19 protein-coding genes are annotated in these 21,261 nt (G+C 40.4%); 16 read left to right on the forward strand and 3 right to left on the reverse strand.

Going from position 1 to position 21,261, the window contains the following annotated elements:
- Positions 1-720, forward strand: a complete 720-nt coding sequence (locus ACQRD1_RS09905; RefSeq protein WP_235233301.1) for a type 1 glutamine amidotransferase — start codon at positions 1-3, stop codon at positions 718-720.
- A gap of 20 nt (positions 721-740) precedes the next feature.
- Here ACQRD1_RS09905 and ACQRD1_RS09910 read toward each other — a convergent pair whose 3' ends face one another.
- Complete coding sequence (locus tag ACQRD1_RS09910; RefSeq protein WP_235233286.1) at positions 741-1,094, reverse strand: helix-turn-helix domain-containing protein; 354 nt, start codon at positions 1,092-1,094, stop codon at positions 741-743.
- Between the two features lie 145 nt (positions 1,095-1,239).
- Here ACQRD1_RS09910 and ACQRD1_RS09915 point away from each other — a divergent pair, with 145 nt between their 5' ends.
- From ACQRD1_RS09915 to ACQRD1_RS09940, 6 genes are all read left to right on the forward strand, one after another.
- Positions 1,240-1,473, forward strand: a complete 234-nt coding sequence (locus ACQRD1_RS09915) for a hypothetical protein (RefSeq protein ID WP_235233287.1) — start codon at positions 1,240-1,242, stop codon at positions 1,471-1,473.
- Between the two features lie 84 nt (positions 1,474-1,557).
- Entirely contained in the window at positions 1,558-2,019 is a 462-nt protein-coding gene (locus tag ACQRD1_RS09920; RefSeq protein WP_235233288.1) for a hypothetical protein, read from the forward strand.
- 91 nt (positions 2,020-2,110) lie between these two features.
- Entirely contained in the window at positions 2,111-3,166 is a 1,056-nt protein-coding gene (ispG, locus tag ACQRD1_RS09925; protein WP_235233289.1) for a flavodoxin-dependent (E)-4-hydroxy-3-methylbut-2-enyl-diphosphate synthase, read from the forward strand.
- Positions 3,159-7,676, forward strand: coding sequence for a PolC-type DNA polymerase III (locus ACQRD1_RS09930; protein ID WP_235233290.1), 4,518 nt, complete (start codon positions 3,159-3,161; stop codon positions 7,674-7,676). The genes ispG and ACQRD1_RS09930 overlap by 8 nt, the downstream gene beginning before the upstream one ends.
- Before the next feature lie 19 nt (positions 7,677-7,695).
- Positions 7,696-8,565 (forward strand): DMT family transporter, encoded by an 870-nt coding sequence (locus ACQRD1_RS09935; RefSeq protein WP_235233291.1) that lies wholly within the window; start codon positions 7,696-7,698, stop codon positions 8,563-8,565.
- A gap of 67 nt (positions 8,566-8,632) precedes the next feature.
- Positions 8,633-9,202, forward strand: a complete 570-nt coding sequence (locus ACQRD1_RS09940; RefSeq protein ID WP_235233292.1) for a tRNA (mnm(5)s(2)U34)-methyltransferase — start codon at positions 8,633-8,635, stop codon at positions 9,200-9,202.
- Here ACQRD1_RS09940 and ACQRD1_RS09945 read toward each other — a convergent pair.
- Positions 9,184-10,362, reverse strand: coding sequence for an iron-containing alcohol dehydrogenase (locus ACQRD1_RS09945; protein WP_235233293.1), 1,179 nt, complete (start codon positions 10,360-10,362; stop codon positions 9,184-9,186). The genes ACQRD1_RS09940 and ACQRD1_RS09945 overlap by 19 nt on opposite strands.
- 133 nt (positions 10,363-10,495) lie before the next feature.
- Here ACQRD1_RS09945 and ACQRD1_RS09950 point away from each other — a divergent pair, with 133 nt between their 5' ends.
- From ACQRD1_RS09950 to ACQRD1_RS09975, 6 genes are all read left to right on the forward strand, one after another.
- On the forward strand, positions 10,496-10,978 hold the full coding sequence (locus tag ACQRD1_RS09950; protein WP_235233294.1) for a pyridoxamine 5'-phosphate oxidase family protein: 483 nt from the start codon (positions 10,496-10,498) through the stop codon (positions 10,976-10,978).
- Positions 10,979-11,138: 160 nt separating this feature from the next.
- Entirely contained in the window at positions 11,139-12,893 is a 1,755-nt protein-coding gene (iorA, locus tag ACQRD1_RS09955; RefSeq protein WP_235233295.1) for an indolepyruvate ferredoxin oxidoreductase subunit alpha, read from the forward strand.
- Positions 12,893-13,462 (forward strand): indolepyruvate oxidoreductase subunit beta, encoded by a 570-nt coding sequence (locus ACQRD1_RS09960; RefSeq protein ID WP_235233296.1) that lies wholly within the window; start codon positions 12,893-12,895, stop codon positions 13,460-13,462. The genes iorA and ACQRD1_RS09960 overlap by 1 nt, the downstream gene beginning before the upstream one ends.
- Before the next feature lie 29 nt (positions 13,463-13,491).
- Positions 13,492-14,823, forward strand: coding sequence for a phenylacetate--CoA ligase family protein (locus tag ACQRD1_RS09965; RefSeq protein WP_235233297.1), 1,332 nt, complete (start codon positions 13,492-13,494; stop codon positions 14,821-14,823).
- Between the two features lie 21 nt (positions 14,824-14,844).
- Entirely contained in the window at positions 14,845-15,282 is a 438-nt protein-coding gene (locus tag ACQRD1_RS09970; RefSeq protein WP_235233302.1) for an ACT domain-containing protein, read from the forward strand.
- A 23-nt stretch (positions 15,283-15,305) separates the two neighbouring features.
- Positions 15,306-16,073, forward strand: a complete 768-nt coding sequence (locus tag ACQRD1_RS09975) for an SseB family protein (protein ID WP_235233298.1) — start codon at positions 15,306-15,308, stop codon at positions 16,071-16,073.
- Between the two features lie 115 nt (positions 16,074-16,188).
- Here the strand turns inward: ACQRD1_RS09975 and ACQRD1_RS09980 are convergent, their stop codons facing one another.
- Complete coding sequence (locus ACQRD1_RS09980) at positions 16,189-16,386, reverse strand: cold shock domain-containing protein (protein ID WP_328282612.1); 198 nt, start codon at positions 16,384-16,386, stop codon at positions 16,189-16,191.
- 313 nt (positions 16,387-16,699) lie between these two features.
- Here ACQRD1_RS09980 and ptsP point away from each other — a divergent pair, with 313 nt between their 5' ends.
- From ptsP to dsdA, 3 genes are all read left to right on the forward strand, one after another.
- On the forward strand, positions 16,700-18,325 hold the full coding sequence (gene ptsP, locus ACQRD1_RS09985) for a phosphoenolpyruvate--protein phosphotransferase (protein ID WP_235234110.1): 1,626 nt from the start codon (positions 16,700-16,702) through the stop codon (positions 18,323-18,325).
- 144 nt (positions 18,326-18,469) lie between these two features.
- Positions 18,470-19,852: an NCS2 family permease gene (locus ACQRD1_RS09990; protein ID WP_235234109.1), complete on the forward strand. Its 1,383-nt coding sequence runs from the start codon at positions 18,470-18,472 to the stop codon at positions 19,850-19,852.
- A gap of 33 nt (positions 19,853-19,885) precedes the next feature.
- On the forward strand, positions 19,886-21,208 hold the full coding sequence (dsdA, locus tag ACQRD1_RS09995; protein ID WP_235234108.1) for a D-serine ammonia-lyase: 1,323 nt from the start codon (positions 19,886-19,888) through the stop codon (positions 21,206-21,208).
- The last annotated feature ends 53 nt before the right edge of the window (positions 21,209-21,261 follow it).

Consider the following 21,261-nt stretch of genomic DNA (forward strand, 5'->3'; position numbering starts at 1 on the left):
ATGAAGATTACCATAGGACATCTCTATCCGGATCTTTTGAATCTGTATGGAGATCGCGGAAACATTGCCTGTATGATGCAGCGATGTATATGGCGAGGGATTGAAGCAGAGACTATTGAATTCAATACTGGGGATTTGATTGATTTTTCTAAGCTGGATATTGTACTTCTTGGAGGTGGCTCTGACCGAGAACAGGCCATTGTGTGCCACAATCTGTTGGAGATTCAGAGTCAATTCAAAGAATATGTTGAAGATAATGGCGTTGTGATAGCTGTCTGTGGAGGTTATCAGCTCCTGGGCAAATACTATAAAACAGATGCTGGAATGATAGAAGGTCTGAATCTTGTCGATATCTATACAGAACAGGAAGAAGGACGTCTGATCGATAATATTGTTTTGCAAAGTGATTTGGTCAAGATGCCGGTAGTGGGGTTTGAAAATCATGGAGGAAGAACGTATATTAATGATAATCAACCATTTGGTAAAGTGCTTTATGGAGCAGGAAATGATGGGAAGAGCGGATATGAAGGGGTTGTGTATAAGAATGTAATCGGAACATACCTACATGGTCCTCTGCTTCCAAAAAACCCGCAGATATGTGATTACCTGATTCAGAAGGCATTGGAAAGAAAATATGGAACAGTGGAATTAAGTCCGCTGGATGATAGTCAGGAAAATATGGCTAACGAATATATTTATCATAGATTTGTAAAGGAATAGAAACAAGAAACCAGCGGATATTATAGCTGGTTTTGTTTTTCATCACGCAATTCTAAAAGCTGAATGTAGGTAAAAAGATCCTCTTTTGAGCGTGAAGAAAGATTGTGATATTTTGATAAAAGTTCCTGGTCGTCAATCGAAGATGTGCCTGATTGAGACAAAGAGAGAACGATAGTTTCATCATCATCAAGGAGATAATCAACAGACACATGAAAAAGATTAGCGAATGCGGTCAGCTTTTCATGAGAGGGCTGACGATTTTTTGTTTCATAACCGGCAATTGTTGATCGTGCAACATTTATGCGCTTTGCAACATTATCTTGCGTCATATGATTTTCAAGGCGTAATGTTTTCAACTTTTCGGAAAATGACATGGCTGCAACCTCCTTAATATATTTGGTATATTTTACCAATTGTTGCGAAAAAGAACATAAAAAGTGCCGAATATCAACAAATAGTTGCGCAATGGAACATATGTGCCAGATATGGTTTGTAAGACCGGAAGAAAGGAGAGACACGATGAGACAGGAAAGATTTAAAATGGAAAGAGAAGGACTGGTGGAGGAAGGGCAGGAAGTTGAGATCAGTGAGAGAAGTGCTGTGACAGGACAATATACTTATCTGGTTGAGCCTTCCATTGCAATGTCAGGCATCTATCGTACAGGCAAGAGAATAAAGGCGCGCAAGGGAATCATAAAAAAAATAGAAAAGACAGAGAAAGGGTTTTATCTGTTGGTAGAGGTGGAGGAATAAAGAAAACTCCCCCGTTGACACCAGAGAAAAAAGCACCTATAATTTAAGACGAACACAATAATAAAGACGAGAGGAACTGGATAGATGATAATAGCAAAAAATGACGAAGCAAAAAGAAGTAAGATCTGGAGGATTGTTACGAGTGTTTCATCTGTCCTGATTATAATAATAGCTATTTTTCTTCTGACGAAATTATTTACAACGAATCCATTGGAAGGTGATTGGGCAAGTGATGATGGGAATCTGAATATGTCTATCAAGAGTAATGGTAAGATGTCGGTTACGATTTCGGAAGTTGCAGATGTCAGTGATGTGAAAGTCAATATGAATTATACAATGGACAAAGAGGAAAAGACGATTATAATTACGGCAGATGAGTCAGAACTGAAAGATATGGCAGAAAAGTCAGATGGTCAGTATACAGAAGATGCGTTGGAAAATGCACTGGATTCCATAGTAGATACTTTTGATTACAGTGTAGATCAGGGTCAGTTGACACTGACAGAACGCGAATATGGCGATCAATTGATATTTATACAAGAGTAATACAGACACACACCCCTCTATCGAAGCAAGGTGATTGATAGAGGGGTTTTATCATTAAGTGGCAAGATTTATAAGGAGAGGTGAAAAGTATATGTGGAGAGATCAGACAAAGAAGATACAGATTGGGAATGTATGTATTGGAGGCGGCTGTCCAGTCGCTATTCAGTCGATGACGAATACGAAGACGGAAGATGTAGAGTCAACAGTAAAGCAGATTCAAGCGCTTGAGAAAGCTGGATGTGAGATTATCCGATGTGCTGTTCCGACGATGGAAGCAGCTGAGGCACTTGCCAAGATAAAAGAACAGATTCAGATTCCGTTGGTGGCGGATATTCATTTTGATTACCGACTTGCTATTGCAGCAATTGAAAATGGTGCAGACAAGATTCGTATTAACCCGGGGAATATCGGTGATGAAAGCCGTGTAAAGGCAGTTGTAGATAAGGCAAAGGAATATGGTATACCTATCAGGGTTGGCGTAAACAGTGGTTCGCTGGAAAAAAATCTGGTGGAAAAATACGGGGGTGTTACTGCCCAGGGACTGGTGGAAAGTGCCATGGATAAAGTGCACCTGATTGAAAAAATGGGATATGATAACCTGGTAGTAAGTATCAAATCATCGGATGTCATGATGTGTGTCAAAGCGCATGAATTGATTGTAAGCGAATGCCCATATCCATTACATGTAGGAATTACAGAGTCAGGAACGCTGCTTGCCGGTAATATCAAATCATCGATTGGTTTGGGACTTATCCTGAATCAAGGAATCGGGGATACTATCCGTGTATCTTTGACAGGGGATCCAGTAGAGGAAATCAAGTCAGCAAAATTAATTCTTAAGACACTCGGTCTTCGAAAAGGTGGGATTGAAGTAGTTTCCTGTCCGACTTGCGGAAGAACGAAGATTGATTTGATTGGACTGGCTAACCAGGTTGAACAGATGGTAGCGGATATTCCTCTTGATATTAAAGTGGCAGTTATGGGTTGTGTTGTGAATGGCCCTGGAGAAGCGAAAGAAGCAGATATAGGTATTGCCGGCGGTATAGGGGAAGGATTGTTGATCAAAAAAGGGGAAGTTGTCAAGAAAGTAAAAGAAGATCAATTATTAGAGACATTAAGACAGGAGTTGTTACACTGGAATGAATAAACCGTTCTTTGAAGTATTTCCAACCTTAAAAGTGAATCAGGAAATCCAGATGTTGTTTGAAGGTGTGGAAGTCAGTAAAGTGTCTACGAATACAAGCCGAGACTTCATTAAAATATATCTGTACAGCCAGCATCTGATTCAGAAAAAATGCATTTATGAAGTGGAAAAAAGAATAAAAGAGCAGTTATTTGGACGCAGTCATATTCAGGTGGAGGTCAAAGAGCAGTACGAACTTTCGGAACAGTATACCCCGGAGAATCTGATGAATGAGTATTTTGACAGTTTTCTGTTGGAATTGAATGAGAGAAGTGTGGTTGAGCGAAGCATGCTCCAGGGAGCTGAGTATGAATTTGAGGAAGGAAATATTCTTTGCCTGAAGTTAAAAGATACGATTGTGGCAAAAGGAAAGAAAGAATCTCTTTCAAATTATCTGATAGATGTGTTCCGGGAACGGTTTCAACGTCCGATTGAAGTGAGAGTTCTGTATGAAAAACCGAAGGAGAGCCAGTTAAAATACAACAATGCCAAGATTCAGCAGGAAATTGAAGCAATCATGGAGCAGGCAGAGGCGGCTCGCGAAGAAAAAGAACTGAAGAAAAAGGAGAAAGAGTCTTCTGATAAAAATCAGGCAGAGGTGGTGTCAAAAGCTTCTGGAAATGAGAAGAATCTGAAGAAAAAATCAAATTTTGATAATGGGAAAAGAGACAGATTCTCTTATAATAAGCGCAATTCAGATGATCCGAATCTGATATACGGAAGGGACTTTGATGATGAGACAATCGAGCTTAAGCAGGTAGTTTCAGAGATGGGAGAGATTACGATTCGAGGAAAGGTTATTAGTTTCGATACACGTGAACTTCGAAATGAAAAGACTATTATCATGTTCGCCATTACTGATTTTACAGACACAATCATGGTAAAGATGTTCGTAAGAAATGAACAGCTTCCTGATGTGCTGGCAGAGATAAAGCCAGGAGCTTTTTTGAAAGTAAAAGGAATTACCAATATCGATAAGTTTGATGGAGAGCTGACGATTGCGTCTATCGTTGGAATCCGTAAGATCAGTGATTTCACAGAATCCAGAAAAGACACAGCGCCGGAGAAAAGAGTAGAATTGCACTGTCATACGAAGATGAGCGATATGGATGGTGTAACTGAAGTTAAGAATCTTCTGAAGCGTGCCCACGACTGGGGGCACAAAGCTCTTGCAATTACAGATCATGGAGTGGTGCAGGCATTCCCGGATGCCAATCATTATATAGAATCATTAGATAAAGATGATCCATTTAAAGTCATCTATGGAGTAGAAGGATATCTGGTAGATGATCTGACCGATGTGGCGGTGAATGAAAAAGGGCAGTCTCTGGATGATGCTTATGTAGTATTTGACCTGGAGACTACTGGATTTAGCCCAATCAAAGATAAGATCATTGAAATTGGTGCGGTGAAAGTTGAACAGGGAAAGATTACAGACAGATTCAGTACATTTGTGAATCCGAAGATTCCCATTCCTTATCAGATTACACAGCTGACCAGTATTACAGACCAGATGGTTATCGATGCGCCGGACATTGAGACCGTTCTCCCGCAGTTCCTTGAGTTTATCGGGGATGCTGCTCTGGTTGCTCATAATGCATCTTTTGATGTTAGTTTTATTGAACAGAATTGTCGATATCAGGATATGATACCGGACTTTACTTCCGTAGATACAGTAGCGATGGCAAGAATCTTGTTGCCGACTTTGTCAAAATACAAATTAAATGTGGTGGCAAATGCGCTTCATATTTCTTTGGAAAATCATCATCGTGCAGTGGATGATGCACAAGCGACAGCAGAGATATTCGTGAAATTTGTAGAGATGTTGAAAGAGCGAGGGATATATAACCTTACAAAACTCAATCAATTTGGCTCGCATAATGCAGATGCCGTGCGAAAATTGCCGTCATATCATGTGATTATCCTTGTGCGTAATGAAGTGGGAAGAGTGAATCTATACCAGTTGATTTCTAAGTCTCATCTGGAATATTTTGGGCGGCAGCCAAGAATACCGAAAAGTGAACTTTCAAAATATCGAGAAGGCTTAATTGTTGGAAGTGCCTGTGAAGCAGGAGAGTTGTATCAGGCGATTTTAAATGATAAGTCCGAAGAGAAAATTGCCAGAATCGTGAATTTTTATGATTATCTGGAGATACAGCCTCTTGGCAATAATCACTTTATGATTGCCAGTGACAGAATAACAAAAGTACAGAATGAAGAGGATTTAAAGGAAATAAACAGGCAGATCATACAGTTGGGCGAACGGTTTAATAAGCCGGTGGTCGGGACTTGTGATGTGCATTTTATGGACCCGGAGGATGAGGTGTACCGGCGGATCATTATGGCCGGAAAAGGATTTACGGACGCGGATGAACAGGCACCGCTTTATCTTCGTACGACAGAGGAGATGCTAGAGGAATTCGAATATCTGGGTTCGGCCAAAGCAAAAGAGATTGTAATCGATAATCCGAATAAGATTGCAGATATGATTGAGAGGATTACACCTGTACGCCCGGATAAATGTCCTCCAGTCATCCCGGATTCTGATAAGATGTTAAGAGAAATCTGTTATAATAAGGCGCATTCCATGTACGGAGAAGAACTGCCTCCAGTTGTAACGGAGCGGTTGGAAAGAGAGTTAAATTCCATTATATCTAATGGATTTGCCGTTATGTATATTATTGCACAGAAACTGGTATGGAAGTCGAACGAAGATGGATATCTGGTGGGTTCACGTGGATCGGTAGGTTCATCGTTTGTAGCTACAATGGCAGGTATTACGGAAGTAAACCCATTGAGTCCACATTATTATTGTCCAAAATGCCATTACAGTGATTTTGATTCTGAAGAGGTGAGAGCATTTGCAGGAGGCTGCGGATGGGATATGCCGGATAAGAACTGTCCGGTTTGTGGAGAGAAACTGGTAAAAGATGGATTCGATATTCCGTTTGAGACATTCCTTGGATTTAAGGGGAACAAGGAACCGGATATCGACTTGAACTTTTCTGGTGACTATCAGAGTAATGCCCACAAATATACAGAGGTCATCTTTGGTGCGGGACAGACGTTTCGAGCCGGGACCGTTGGAACGTTGGCAGATAAGACGGCATTTGGATATGTAAAGAATTATTTTGAAGAACGTGGACAGGGAAAACGAAAATGTGAGATTGACCGTATTGTGCAGGGATGTACCGGAATACGAAGAAGTACCGGGCAGCATCCAGGCGGTATCATAGTTCTTCCGTTGGGGGAAGAAATCAATTCATTCACGCCGGTACAGCATCCGGCCAATGATATGACGACAGACATTATTACTACACATTTTGATTACCATTCCATTGACCACAACCTGCTGAAGCTGGATATTCTCGGTCATGATGATCCTACGATGATTAAGACGCTGGAAGAATATATTAATTCTCCGGCGATGGATAATGAATACAATGAGACGGATCATCGTTTTGTTGCCACAGAGATACCGTTGGATGATAAAGGCGTGATTTCGCTGTTTCATGATACATCGGCATTAGGAATCAAGCCGGAAGATATCGGAGGATGTCCGGTGGGATGTCTCGGAATACCGGAGTTTGGAACAGATTTTGTAATTCAGATGGTTGTTGATACAAAGCCGCAGACATTGTCAGATCTGATTCGGATATCAGGACTGTCTCATGGAACCGATGTGTGGCTGAATAACGCCCAGGAACTGATCAAAAGTGGAAAAGCAACGATTTCTACAGCTATATGTACTCGTGATGATATTATGACATATCTGATCAATAAAGGAATGGACAGTGAAGAATCGTTTACGATTATGGAACGTGTCCGTAAGGGAACAGTAGCGAAGGGAAAGTGTAAAGAATGGCCTGAATTTAAGAAGGACATGGCAGAACACAACATACCGGACTGGTATGTCTGGTCATGTGAACAGATCAAATATATGTTCCCGAAAGCACATGCAGCAGCCTATGTTATGATGGCGTATCGAATTGCATATTGCAAGATTAATTATCCACTGGCTTATTATGGAGCATATTTTGGAATTCGTGCAGATGCATTTTCTTATGAAATTATGTGTCAGGGAAAAGAAAAGCTGCAGTATTATATTGACGATTATAACCGGCGCTCCAACTCTCTAAGTAAAAAAGAGCAGGATACCATGAAAGATATGCGGATTGTTCAGGAAATGTATGCGAGAGGTTATGAATTTGAACCGATTGATATTTATAAGGCAAAAGCTACAAAATTCCTGATTATTGACGGAAAACTGATGCCCCCGTTCAGTAGTATTGATGGAATGGGAGAGAAGGCTGCGGAAGCAGTGGAAGAGGCTTCCAAAGATGGGCCATATCTGTCTAGAGATGATTTCCGACAGAGGACCAAGGCAAGTAAAACGGTGATTGATTATATGGCAGAGCTTGGAATCCTAAGTGGGTTGCCAGAGTCAAATCAGCTGTCATTGTTTGATTTATAAAAATTAGGAGGACTAGGTCATGAGCATAAAAAAGCAGTATAAAGGAATTTTGTACATCGTGTGTTCAGCGTTCTGCTTTGCGCTTATGAATATGTTTGTACATATGGCAGGTGATCTGCCATCTATACAGAAAAGCTTTTTTCGAAATTTTGTGGCGGCAATTTTTGCCGGAATTATTTTGGCAAAAGAAGGAATTCCGTTTCGGTGTAAGAAGGAGAATCTAAAATATATGTTTCTTCGATCTATTTTCGGTACATTGGGAATTCTGTGTAATTTTTATGCAGTGGATCATCTGGTATTGGCAGATGCCTCTATGTTGAATAAAATGTCGCCATTTTTTGCGGTATTATTTAGTTTCTTAATTCTAAAAGAAAAAGTAAAGGTTTTGCAGGCGTTGATAGTAGTTGGAGCATTTGTCGGCAGTCTGTTTGTTGTAAAGCCGACGGTGACGAATATGGATCTGTTTCCATCCTTAATAGGGCTTCTGGGAGGAATTGGAGCAGGAATTGCTTATACAATGGTGAGAAAACTGGGAGAGGCAGGAGAAAAGGGACCATTTATCGTGTTCTTTTTCTCGACATTTTCCTGCCTGACAACATTACCATGGCTTTTGTTCGATTATCATCCCATGACGGCAGAGCAGATTGTGATATTGCTTTTGGCAGGCCTTTCGGCAGCAGGTGGACAATTCTCTATCACAGCAGCTTATTGCTACGCCCCGGCAAAGGAAATCTCAGTATATGATTATTCACAGATTATCTTTTCCGCAGTATTGGGATTTGTTGTATTTGGACAGTTTCCGGATATGCTGAGCTGGTTGGGATATGGAATCATATGTACTATGGCGATACTTATGTTTTTGTATAATAAAAACCGTAGTAGTGATTAATCCCTTTATGATGGATTTCAAGAACCAATCAATGAAGGAAAGACGATAATAGTTCAGGAGGAATAGAATGAACCCATCTCAGATTACGGATTGGTGCCATGAGATTATTCGCTCTCAGGTGCCGGAAGAAGGTTTCTATATTGATGCGACCATGGGAAAAGGAAAGGATACCCTATTGTTATGTCAGATGGCAGGGCATAATGGGAAAGTACTCGCGTTTGATGTCCAGGGACAAGCCCTGGAACAAACGCGAAAGCTGTTGGAAGAAAACCATGTAGCGGATCGTGCCAGCCTGATCTTAGACGGACATGAACATATGGATCAATATGCTGAAGAAGAGTCTGCAGATGCGATCTGCTTTAACTTTGGTTATCTGCCTGGCGGAGATCATAATATTGCAACTTCTGCTGATACCAGTATCGAAGCGATTCAAAAAGGGCTGAAAATCTTAAAACATGGCGGTCTGATGAGTCTGTGCATCTATAGCGGTGGTGATACCGGGTTCGAAGAAAAAGAAAGGATACTGGAATTCCTGAAAAAGATTCCTGCCAGAGAATACACAGTAATCGTAAATGAATATTATAATCGCGAAAACCATCCGCCCATACCAGTATTCATCTACAGAGCCATACGGTAGATCTTGGCGATATCTTCTCGGTTCAGCACTTTCACTTTTCCGATGGTGCGTGTGTTTTGGAAGCTGCATTTGTCTGCCAGTTCCTGAATCTGTTCTTCGGTTGGTTCAATGCCAAGTTCCCGAAGGGAGGTTGGCATGTCTACACTGCGGTAGTAGTCTTCCATGGCTTCGATGCCGGCAAGAGCAGTTTTTTCCAGATTATCATCGTGTGGAACCATCAATACATTTTCTGCCAGTTTAGCAAATCTGTCTGCCCGGTCTTTGTAGACATAGCGAGCCCAGCTTCCCCATACAGCAGCCAGTCCGGCACCGTGAGTGACATCGAACATTCCACCAAGTTCATGCTCTAACTGATGGGATGCCCAATCTCCACCATCGGTTCCGCAGCCGGTTAGTCCATTATGAGAAAGGCTTCCTGCCCACATAACTTCGGCACGGGCCTCGTAATTTGTCGGATCTTGCTTTAAGATTCTAGAGTTTTTCATGACGGTACGGATCAGTGCTTCGCTGATTCCATCCGTCATTTCCATATTCGTGCTGTGATTCAGATAGCGTTCCATAGTATGCATCATAATATCTACACATCCACTTTGCGTCTGATAATCGGGAAGTGTATAGGTCAGTTCCGGATTCAAGATTGCAAATTTGCAGCGGCAGTAGTTACTGCTGTATCCGCGTTTGATCCATCCATCTTCGTTCGTAATAACAGAAGAATCACTCATTTCACTGCCGGCAGCAGAGATCGTAAGAATGGTGCCAATTGGAAGACAGGCAGAAGCGGTACGTTTCTTTGCGTAAAAATCCCAGACATCGCCTTCATTGGTAAGACCATATCCGATTGCTTTGGAAGAATCAATGACGCTTCCACCTCCAACGGCAAGAATAAAATCTACACCTTCTCTTTGGCATAATTCGATTCCTTCGCGTACTTTTGACAATCTTGGATTGGGAACAACTCCGCCTAATGTAGTATATGCGATACCTTCGGCTCCTAAAGAGGTATATACGCGGTCTAAAAGTCCGGAACGAATGACACTTCCGCCTCCATAATGTACCAGAACCTTTTTACAATTCTGTTCTTTGATCAGTTTTCCCACTTCGTTTTCGGTCCCTTTTCCGAAAACGACTCTGGTAGGTGCATAATAGTTAAAATTTTGCATATATATGATCCTCCTTATTTATGGCTTGATTTGCTTAAAATATTAAGGTATTTTAAACGTTTTTTCAATTCTTATTTTCAGGTCATATTGATGAATGGTATAATAAGGCAGAATGATTTGGAGGAGGAATAATATGAGAAGAAAAGATCGTGAAGTGACAAATTCCGTAGAAATACAGAAAATATTAGACACATGTAAGGTGTGCAGACTGGGATTGGCTGGAGAAGACGAGGTCTATATTGTGCCAATGAATCATGGGTATACATTTGAAAATGGTAAATTGGTTTTGTATTTTCACGGAGCAAGAGAAGGCCGGAAAATAGAGATGATACAAAAGAATCCACAAGTTGGGTTTGAAATGGATTGTAATCATGAGTTGGAAGAAGGAAAACTGGCCTGTCAGTATAGTTATATTTATGCCAGCGTGATTGGAAGTGGTAAAGCAGAAATAATTGATGATCCTGATCAGAAGCTTTGTGCGCTTTCGGTTATTATGAAACATCAGACTGGAAAAGAGTTTGAAGAATTTCAGACAAATCCAAGGCTTGAGAAAGCAGTTGCAATTATTCGGGTTGAAGTAAATGAATATACATGCAAAAAGCATATGAGAGATTAAAGAGAGAAATCATATATATTTTGGTAAATTAATGCTTTAAACAGCAAAAGTATTATGATATACTATTAAAAGACGAGTCGAAAATTCCTCGAATTTGTGAAAAATTACCTATATATGACTATAAAAGGAACAGAAAGATATGAAAGGGTGGATTTCTAGAATGTCAGAAACGAAAAAAGTAATTATGCTTGGCAATGAAGCAATTGCCAGAGGAGCGTATGAGGCGGGTGTAAAGGTCTCTGCGGCATATCCTGGCACACCAAGTACAGAGATAAGTGAATGTCTTGTTCAGTATAAGGATGATTTGTATTGTGAATGGTCTCCGAATGAAAAGGTTGCAACAGAGGTTGCAATTGGAGCATCTGTGGCAGGAGTACGTGCGATGTCCTGTATGAAACACGTTGGATTTAATGTGGCAGCAGATCCGGCTTATACAGTCTCTTATATGGGCGTTAATGGAGGTCTGATGATCGTAGTTGCAGATGATCCTGGATTATATAGTTCTCAGAACGAACAGGATACAAGAATGGTTGCACGTGCGGCACAGCTGCCGGTAATAGAGCCTTCTGACAGTGCAGAGGCAAAAGACTTTGTGAAGATTGCATTTGAATTAAGTGAGAAATATGATCGCCCGTTTGTATATCGTACAACGACAAGGCTTGCTCATTCTCAGGGAATCGTAGAGTTACATGAGCGTGAACAGGTTGAAGATAAACCTTATGTGAAGGACATCAAAAAAACAGTCATGATGCCAGGCAATGCAAAATTGCGTCATGTTGAGATTGAAAAGCGGAATTTGGAATTGGCAGAAGCTGCCAATACACTTCCAATTAACAGGGTGGAGATGAACGATACCAGGATTGGTGTGATCACCAGTGGAATTCCGTATCAGTATGTAAAGGAAGCTTTACCGGAAGCTTCTGTGCTGAAGCTGGGAATGGTCAATCCGCTTCCGAGAAAATTAATTGAAGACTTTGCATCAAAAGTCGAAAAACTTTATATTGTAGAAGAATTGGATCCTGTGATTGAAGAACAAGTGAAGTCCTGGGGAATCCAGGCTGTCGGGAAAGAGATATTCACGGTACAAGGTGAATATAGTGCGAATATGATTCGTACGGCGATTCTTGGAGAAAAATTAGATATTGCTGCACCGGCACCGGCACCGGGAAGACCGCCGATCTTATGTCCGGGATGTCCGCATAGAAGTGTTTATTATGTGTTAAATAAATTAAAATTACATGCTGCAGGAGATATTGGATGTTATACATTGGGAGCTGTTGCACCTCTGAGTGTTGTTGATACTACAATATGCATGGGAGCAAGTATTTCAAGTCTTCATGGTATGGAGAAGGCAAAGGGAAAAGAATATATTAAAAACTGGGTTGCTGTCATAGGAGATTCCACGTTCTTACATACAGGAGTTAACTCTTTGATGAACATGATGTATAACCATGCAACAGGAACCGTCTTGATATTGGATAACTCTACAACCGGTATGACCGGACATCAGGATCATGCGGCAACAGGAAAGACCTTGCAGGGAGATCCTACTTATGCAATCAATATTCCAGAACTTTGTCGGGCTATTGGAGTAAAGAATGTAGTTGAAGTAAATGCATTTGATATTGATACACTGGAAAAAGTGGTAAAAGAAGAAGTTGCAAAAGATGAAGTGTCTGTAATCATTACCAAAACTCCTTGTGTACTTCTCAGTAAAGCAAAGAAGCCATTATATATTGCACATGAGGATAAATGTAAAAAGTGCGGTATGTGTATGAGACCAGGTTGTCCGGCGATGACGAAGAACCCGGATGGAACGATACATATTGATGATACGATGTGTACAGGATGTGGACTTTGCAAGAGCCTGTGTAAGTTTGATGCGATTGAATTAGTAAAGGAAGGTGACCGGTAATGGCAACGAAGAATATTATGATCGTCGGAGTCGGCGGGCAAGGAACCCTGTTGACCAGCAGAATTTTAGGAGGACTTGCCATCGAAGGTGGATATGATGTAAAGCTTTCCGAAGTACATGGAATGGCTCAGAGAGGCGGAAGTGTCGTAACATTTGTCCGTTATGGTGAAAATGTAGCAGAACCTATCGTAGAAGAGGGACAGGCTGATGTCATCATAGCGTTTGAACGTTTGGAAGCATTACGATATGCACATTTCCTTAAGAAAGATGGAGCTTTGATCGTGAATGACTGGAGAATTGATCCGATGCCTGTTGTAATAGGCGCGGCGCAATACCCGGAAAATATCATCGAGATGTTGCGTAAGGATCATAAAGTTTATACTGTAAACGCAACAGAAGAATCTAAAAAACTGGGGAATCCAAGAGTATTTAACCTTATTGTGTTAGGGATTGCGGCTCAACATATGGATTTTACAAAAGAACAGTGGTATCGTGTGATTGAAAAAACAGTACCGCCGAAGACGATTGATATAAATAAACAGGCATTTGATGTGGGATATCAATTATAAAATAAGAAAGAGGAGAGGAGAAAAAGAAAATGGCTAGAGTAGCGTTGGAAGACTGGAAGGAGCAGATCCGTGATCCAAAGATTGAATGTATGAGCAGAGACGAAATGCGGGCTCTGCAAAGTGAGCGGTTGGTAAAGCAGGTAAAGAATGTATATGATAATGTGGCATTCTATCGGAAGAAAATGGATGAGATGGGGATTGAGCCTGGAGATATCAAAGGAATTGAAGATATTAATAAGCTCCCATTTACGACCAAGGAAGATCTGAGAGATAACTATCCGTTTGGGCTACTTGCAGTTCCACAGGAGAAGATTGCCAGAGTGCAGGGAACATCTGGAACAACTGGTAAACTTACCTTGGCATCTTACACACAGAATGATGTAGATGTATGGGGAGAATGTGTGGCAAGAGCACTTACTATGGCAGGCCTTACAGCTGCAGACCGTCTTCATATCTGTTATGGATATGGACTGTTTACCGGTGGTATGGGACTGGATCTTGGTGCCCGTGCACTGGGCTGTATGTCAATTCCAATGTCATCTGGTAATACAAAACGTCAGCTGATGTGTATGGAAGACTTTGGTGCAACTGCATTCGCATGTACGCCTTCTTATGCATTATATCTGGCAGAAGCAGCTCAGGAGGCGGGAATCGTTGACCGTTTGCAGTTGAAGGCAGGTATTAATGGTGCAGAACCATGGACAGACGAGATGCGCTTGAAGATTGAAAGTGGTCTGAATGTTAATAGTTTCGATATCTATGGACTGTGTGAGATTACTGGACCAGGTGTCGCTATGGACTGTATCCATCATAAAGGACTCCATGTATACGAAGATTACTTCTATCCAGAAGTTTTGAATCCGGCAGATCAGACAGCATGTGCAGATGGAGAGACTGGAGAACTGGTATTTACGACTCTTGCGAAGGAAGGTATGCCACTTCTCAGATATAGGACCAAGGATCTGACCAGCATCGATCACAGTCCTTGCGAATGTGGAAGAACACTCCCAAGAATTCAGAAATTTACCGGACGTACCGATGATATGAAAGTTATCCGTGGTGTCAACGTATTCCCAACTCAGGTTGAGGCAGCACTTCTTTCTATCGGCGGCGGCGTAGCACCTCATTATATGATGATCGTGGATAGAGAGAATAATCTGGATGTACTTACTGTTATGGTAGAAGTGGATGAAAAATACTTCTCAGATGAGATCCGCAAACTGGATGAACTGAAGAATAAAGTGGCAGCAGTTCTGAAACAGGCACTTGGAATTGCAGTAAGAGTTAAACTTGTAGAGCCTAAGACTATCCAGAGAAGTGAAGGCAAGGCAAAACGTGTAATTGATAACAGAGAACTGTAAAAGGAGGAGTATAGAATGGGTATGAGTAATACAATTCAGCAGTTGTCAGTATTTTTGGAAAACAGAGAAGGACGTCTGGATGAAGTGTTAAAAGTCCTGGCAGATAATGATGTCAATATTGTTGCACTAAGTCTGGCTGATACATCCGATTATGGAATGCTTCGTATGATCGTGTCAGATCCGAATAAGGGACGTGCAGCTTTGAAAGAAGAAGGAATTACAGCGATGTTAACGGATGTAGTTGCTCTTCGTGTTCCACATGCAACAGGATCTCTTAGCAAAGCAATGCATCAGATCGTAGATGGAGAAGTCAATGTTGAATACATGTATGCATTTGCAAATGGAAGTGATGCTGCAGCGGTAGTAAAGAGTGATGATCCGGCAAGAGTTATTGATATTTTGAAGGGCAGTGGATTTGATGTATACAGTGCGGATGAAGCATATACCGCAAACCAATAAAAGAATCCAAAGGAAAAACTAGAATGAGCATAGACAGAAAAAAAATAGCATTATCCATGCTCCGGAATTCACAAGTTATATACGTCATCATGTCTCAATGTACACATCTGCCTTATGTGGCGTGTGACACTGAGACATATGATGACGAGATTTTCGTTTATTTTACCGAAAAAGAAGCGAAAGAAAAGGCTGGTCAACTGATAAAAGAAAAGAATCCGGTGCAGATTTTAAAAGTTGAGAATAAGAGCTTCTTGGTATTTTATACAAGTCTCTATTCAATGGGAGTGAATTGTCTGGTAGTGGGTGATGGTACCTCTCAACGAACCGCAGTACAATTAGATGAATTTATTCATAGACATTCGGTTGAGAAACTGCCAAAGGGGCAGGTTCGTGTGGAAAATCCTGAATTTCATCTGACAGCAATTTATTTTGTACAGGAACTGCGCAAGCAACAGAATTCCGAACAGAATGCAGAAATGACAAAAGAATTGAAAGAACTCAATGATGAGATGCTTGTGCATTTCAGGGAGGGACGATTTATTCTTGCAACACAAGAAGACAAAGGGATTCCAATCTTAAAACAGAAGGATGGCCAAGTATATCAGCCGCTATTTACGGATATACAGGAATTTCAAAAATTTAACCGAGAAAATAAGTTCAAGGCATTAGTGATTGATTCTGATAAAATCGTAAATGTCCTTTCAAAAGAGAGTGTTGGCGTTGTAGTCAATCCTTTCGGTGTGAATGTTCGATTTCAAATAGCGAGGAAAGATATGAAAAAGACCAGATAACTTTAGTTATCTGGTCTTTTTCATAATCTTCATTGCATGTATAGCTTTTAGATATCTAAATTAAAGTGCGAATTTGCATATATAAAAGGTACATTCAATATGTGATTAATTCAAATTAAAGCTTCGTTACATTAACAGCCTGAGGACCTTTTGCGCCTTCGGTTATGTCGTATTCCACAGCTTGTCCTTCTTCAAGGGTCTTAAAACCTTCCATGTTTAAGCCGGAATAGTGAACAAAAACATCGTTGCCAGATTCATCAGAGATAAATCCATAACCCTTTTGGTTATTAAACCATTTCACTGTACCTTTCATCATTGCACCTCCATTTAATCTTATTATGAAAAAATCTATAAATATATTTTATAAATTTTGCCATATTAGATTAGCACATATTTATAAAAGAGTCAATGCATTTAAAATTATTTTCAATATTTTTTACAAAAAGTGTCGAAAAAAATTGTTACATGTATCATTTTTCGGTATAATAATTAATAGATATTTTGCATGAAAGAATTGGAAATGTTGAGGGATAACAGTCTCTTGACGAAATGAACGGAAGCGTGTAAAGTATAATTGCATGATTGAAAGCTTCTATAGCTGTAAATGAAACGTAGAGGGAAAAAATATGATTACATTAACGGGGAAAAAGGTATCTGAAGGAATTGCTATAGGTAAACTATCTTTTTATAAAAGAGATTCAAAAGAAATTCGTCGCATCTATGTGAAAGATGTTGAGAAGGAAGTGCAGCGTTTTCAAAAAGCTCGTCAGAAGGCAGTATTTGAATTAGAGAATTTGTATGACATGGCGTCAAAAGAAGTAGGAGAAGCAAATGCCGCAATTTTTGAGATGCAGCAAATGATACTGGAAGATCAGGAATTAAAAGATAAAATAACGAATATCATCGTAGAGCAGAAGCTGAATGCAGAATATGCAATTCAGAGTGCAGTAGAAAGTTTTCTTTCGACAGCATCGACAAGTGAGAAGTCTTACATACAAGGGCATGATGCAGATGTGAAGGATGTGGCAAATCGAGTTCTGCGTATTCTCTCCAGAATATGGAAAGATAAGATGCTGACGGATGAACCGTTTGTTCTGGCAACGGGGGAATTATATCCGAGTGAAGCTGTTCAGCTGGATAAGACAAAGGTCCTGGGATTTGTAACAAGATATGGAACGATTAATTCTCATACGGCAGTTTTGGCACGAACCAAAGGGATTCCTTCTGTTATAGGACTTGGAGAAGCTTTGAAAAAAGATTATGAAGGAAAGACCATTATTGTAGATGGATTCGAAGGAAAGGTCTATATTGAACCGGATTATACGACTATCACAAAGATGAAGCAGAAGCAAGATGCTAACCATACACATGTACAGAATCTGGAACGCCTGAAAGGAAAAGAAAATATTACCCAGAGCGGTCAGAAGATAGATGTCTGTGCGAATATCGGAACAAAAGAAGATGTCGAAAATGTATTACGCTGCGATGCGGGAGGAATTGGCTTGTTCCGCAGTGAGTTTCTATATATGGAAAATGGAACGAAGCTTCCGACGGAAGAGCAGCAGTTCCAGGTATATAAGCTGGCAGCTGAATCTATGGGGACTAAGAAGGTAGTTATAAGGACTGCAGATCTTGGCGGGGATAAGTTGGCAGAGTGTCTGGATCTCGGGGAAGATGATAATCCGGCAATTGGATATAGAGGTATTCGTGTATCGCTGGATAAAGAAGAGATATTTAAGACACAGCTTAGGGCAATCTTAAGAGCTTCTGCGTTTGGTAATATTTCTATTATGCTTCCAATGATCACATCGATTGAAGAGGTGACGATGGCAAAAGAAATGATTGGAAGAGCCAAGAAGGAACTACGCAATGAGAAGACAGCATTCAATGAAGAAATTCCAATCGGTGTCATGATTGAGACACCAGCAGCGGTTATGATTAGCGGAGAACTGGCGCGGGAAGTTGATTTCCTTAGTATCGGGACAAACGATTTATCACAATTTACGCTTGGTATGGACAGACTGAACAGTAAACTGGAAAGATATTATGATCCACATCATCCGGCATTGCTGAAGATGATTCGTATTATTACAAATAATGTTCATCTGGAAGAAAAACATATCAGTATCTGTGGAGATCTGGCAGCGGATTTGGAGATGACAGAGTATTTTATTCAGATAGGAATTGATGAATTATCGGTGGCTCCGAATCAGGTACTTAGCCTTCGCAAGAAGATAAGGGAAATTCAATAACATAGAGAATAAGAATCACTGTAATGTCACAAGATATTTGCAGTGATTCTTTTTTGTTCTAAATTCATTTACTTTATCCGGTTATTTTGCTAGAATAATATATGTTATTAATTTGTCGAATGAGAGAAACAAAGGAGGAGAAAGATGTTAGAGAAGTTTTTCAAATTAAGTGAAAATGGTACAGACGTAAAAACAGAAGTCGTTGCTGGTATTACAACATTTATGACGATGGCTTATATTCTTGCTGTAAATCCAAGTATTTTATCTGCAGCAGGAATGGATCAGGGAGCTGTCTTTACAGCAACGGCACTTGCCTCTTTGATCGGTACATTGTTGATGGCCATTTTTGCAAACTATCCATTTGCATTGGCACCTGGTATGGGATTGAATGCATATTTTGCATATACAGTTGTCCTGGGAATGGGATATAGCTGGGAGATTGCACTGACAGCGGTATTTGTAGAAGGTATTGTGTTTATTATACTTTCTCTTACGAATGTACGTGAGGCGATTTTTAATGCTATTCCAAAGAATCTGAAGGCAGCAGTCAGCGTTGGTATTGGTTTGTTTATTGCGTTTATCGGTCTGCAGAATGCGAATATTGTAATTGGAGGTGCTACACTTCTGCAGTTATTTTCATTGGATGAGTATAATGCAGTGAATGGGGTAGAAGCTACATTTAATGACGTAGGAATTACGGTTATTCTTGCAATTCTTGGTATTCTTATTACTGGTATTCTTGTTATTAAGAATGTTAAGGGCAATATTCTCTGGGGAATTCTGATCACATGGGTTCTTGGAATCGCTTGTCAGTTTGCCGGTTTGTATGTCCCGAATCCAGAATTAGGATTCTATGGATTGCTTCCAGACTTCAGCGGCGGATTATCGATTCCAAGTATTGCACCGATTTTTGCAAAAATTGATTTTAGCGGTATTTTCTCTTTGAATTTTGTTGTTGTTATTTTTGCATTTTTATTTGTAGATATGTTCGATACAATCGGAACTTTGATTGGAGTATCTTCGAAAGCAGATATGCTGGATGAAGATGGGAAGTTACCTCGCATTAAAGGAGCACTTCTTGCAGATGCGGTTGCTACGACAGCAGGAGCAGTTCTTGGAACATCTACGACAACAACATTTGTTGAGAGCGCGTCTGGCGTATCTGAAGGAGGAAGAACAGGACTTACAGCAGTAACCACAGCAATTTTGTTTGGCCTTGCATTATTCTTGTCACCAATCTTTTTGGCAATTCCTTCATTTGCAACAGCGCCGGCATTGATTGTTGTTGGGTTCTATATGTTAACGAATGTTGTAAATATTGATTTTAGTGATATTGCAGAAGCTTTGCCATGTTATATCTGTATCGCATCAATGCCATTTTTCTATAGTATTTCTGAAGGTATCTCTATGGGAGTTATCTCATATGTAGTACTGAATGTTGTAACAGGAAAGACAAAAGAGAAAAAAATCAGTGCATTAATGTATGTGTTAGCAGTATTATTCATATTAAAATATCTGTTCTTATAAGATAGAAGCGAAGAAGAATTGCGGGGCCATAATATGGGAAAAGAGTATTTGGAGATGCCGATTGTAAGAGCGATTGCTGCTGCCAGAGAAGTTGGCTGGGTGAATCCCAAATTACAATCATGGATTGAAGCAAAAGATACACTTGGAATCACGATGGAAGATATTGACGATGCAGAAGCGAGACTGCAGCGCTTCGCACCGTTTATTATGAAGAGCTTCCCGGAAACAATAGAAACAAAGGGAGTCATTGAATCTGTCTTGACACCGATACCGGCAATGCAGGATTATCTGAATGAAACCTATGGAGATGCCATTCAGGGAAAACTCTTTTTGAAGCAGGACAGTCATCTTGCTGTTGCAGGTTCCATTAAAGCCAGAGGCGGCATCTATGAAGTTTTAAAGCATACAGAAGAACTTGCATTGGAGGCAGGATTGATTACGCCAGAGGATGACTATTCAAAACTGGCTTCAGAAGAGTGCAGAGAATTTTTTGGTCTGTATACGATACAAGTGGGATCTACGGGCAATCTTGGTCTGAGTATAGGCATAGCCAGTGCGGCTGTAGGTTATAGAGTAATCGTGCATATGTCAGCGGATGCAAAGCAGTGGAAAAAAGAGCTGTTGAGAAGTCATGGTGTACAGGTTATCGAGTATGACTCTGATTATAGTGAAGCGGTAAAAAATGGGCGAAAGGAATCAGACGCGAATCCGAAAAGCTATTTTGTAGATGATGAAAATTCAAAAAACTTGTTCCTGGGATATGCAGTCGCGGCAAAAAGATTGAAAGCACAATTGGAAGAACAAAAGATTGTTGTGGACGAAAAACATCCTTTGTTTGTATATATTCCATGTGGTGTAGGCGGGGCTCCAGGAGGAATTACTTTTGGATTAAAGGAGCTTTGGGGAGATAATGCACATGTTTTCTTTGTGGAGCCGACACAGGCTCCGTGTATGCTTCTTGGAATGACAACGGGACTTCATAATGCAATCTGTGTACAGGATGTTGGTTTGACAGGTATTACACATGCAGATGGCCTGGCGGTAGGCCGTCCCTCAGGTTTTGTCGGAAAGGTAATGGAACCACTATTAAGTGGGGAGTTTACAGTAGAAGATAAGTGGTTATATGAATATATGCGTGCACTTTGTAGGACAGAGGATATCTTTATTGAACCAAGTTCTTGTGCAGCATTTGAAGGTCTGTTAAAATTAATGCAATATGAAGAAACCAAAAAATATGTGGAAATACATCATCTGTCTGAAAAGATGGATCAATCGTCACATATTGTATGGGCGACAGGAGGAAGCCTGGTGCCAGAAGAAATTCGGGAAGAATACAAGAAGACATATCTTGATTAGAACAGGGAAATATAAAGAAAAGCGTATTCAGAAAAATGAATACGCTTTTCTTT

Origin of the sequence: Bariatricus sp. SGI.019, assembly GCF_050315235.1 — a bacterium.
GTDB lineage: Bacteria > Bacillota > Clostridia > Lachnospirales > Lachnospiraceae > JAFBIX01.